This is a genomic window from Bradyrhizobium sp. NBAIM08 (genome assembly GCF_020193935.1).
GTDB lineage: Bacteria > Pseudomonadota > Alphaproteobacteria > Rhizobiales > Xanthobacteraceae > Bradyrhizobium > Bradyrhizobium yuanmingense.
Genome location: NZ_JADYVR010000975.1, coordinates 1 through 402 on the forward strand (window position 1 = coordinate 1; position 402 = coordinate 402).

General features: G+C 72.4%; 1 protein-coding gene. It reads right to left on the minus strand.

The annotated features are described in order from the left end of the window. Positions 1 to 14: 14 nt before the first annotated feature. On the minus strand, positions 15 to 402 hold a 388-nt coding region (locus I6F37_RS43015; RefSeq protein ID WP_249795497.1), incomplete at its 5' end, for a DUF411 domain-containing protein.

Below are 402 nucleotides of genomic sequence, written 5' to 3' on the forward strand. Positions count from 1 at the left end.
GCCCTGTGCTCCCATCACGCGGCGGGGTAGCTCGCGAACACCGCGTTTGTCCCATCGCGGTGCCAGAGCACCACGTCGAAGGCGTCCCGCATCCCATCCATCTCTATCCCCGGCGAGCCCATCGGCATGCCCGGCACCGCCAGGCCCAAAGCGTCCGGCGCCTCGGCCAGGAGGCGCAGGATGTCGGGGGCGGGAACGTGGCCCTCGATGACCAGCTCGCCCATGCGGCCGGTGTGGCAGCCGTAGAGGTCGAGCGGCACGCCGCCCGCGATCCTCGCGCGCGCGAGCGTATCGTTGTCCGCCTCCTCGACCGTCACGGCGAAGCCCTCGGCGCGCAGCGTGTCGGCCCAAGCCTCGCAGCAGCCGCAGCCGGGGTCCTTGAGCACCGCGATGGTCCCGGCT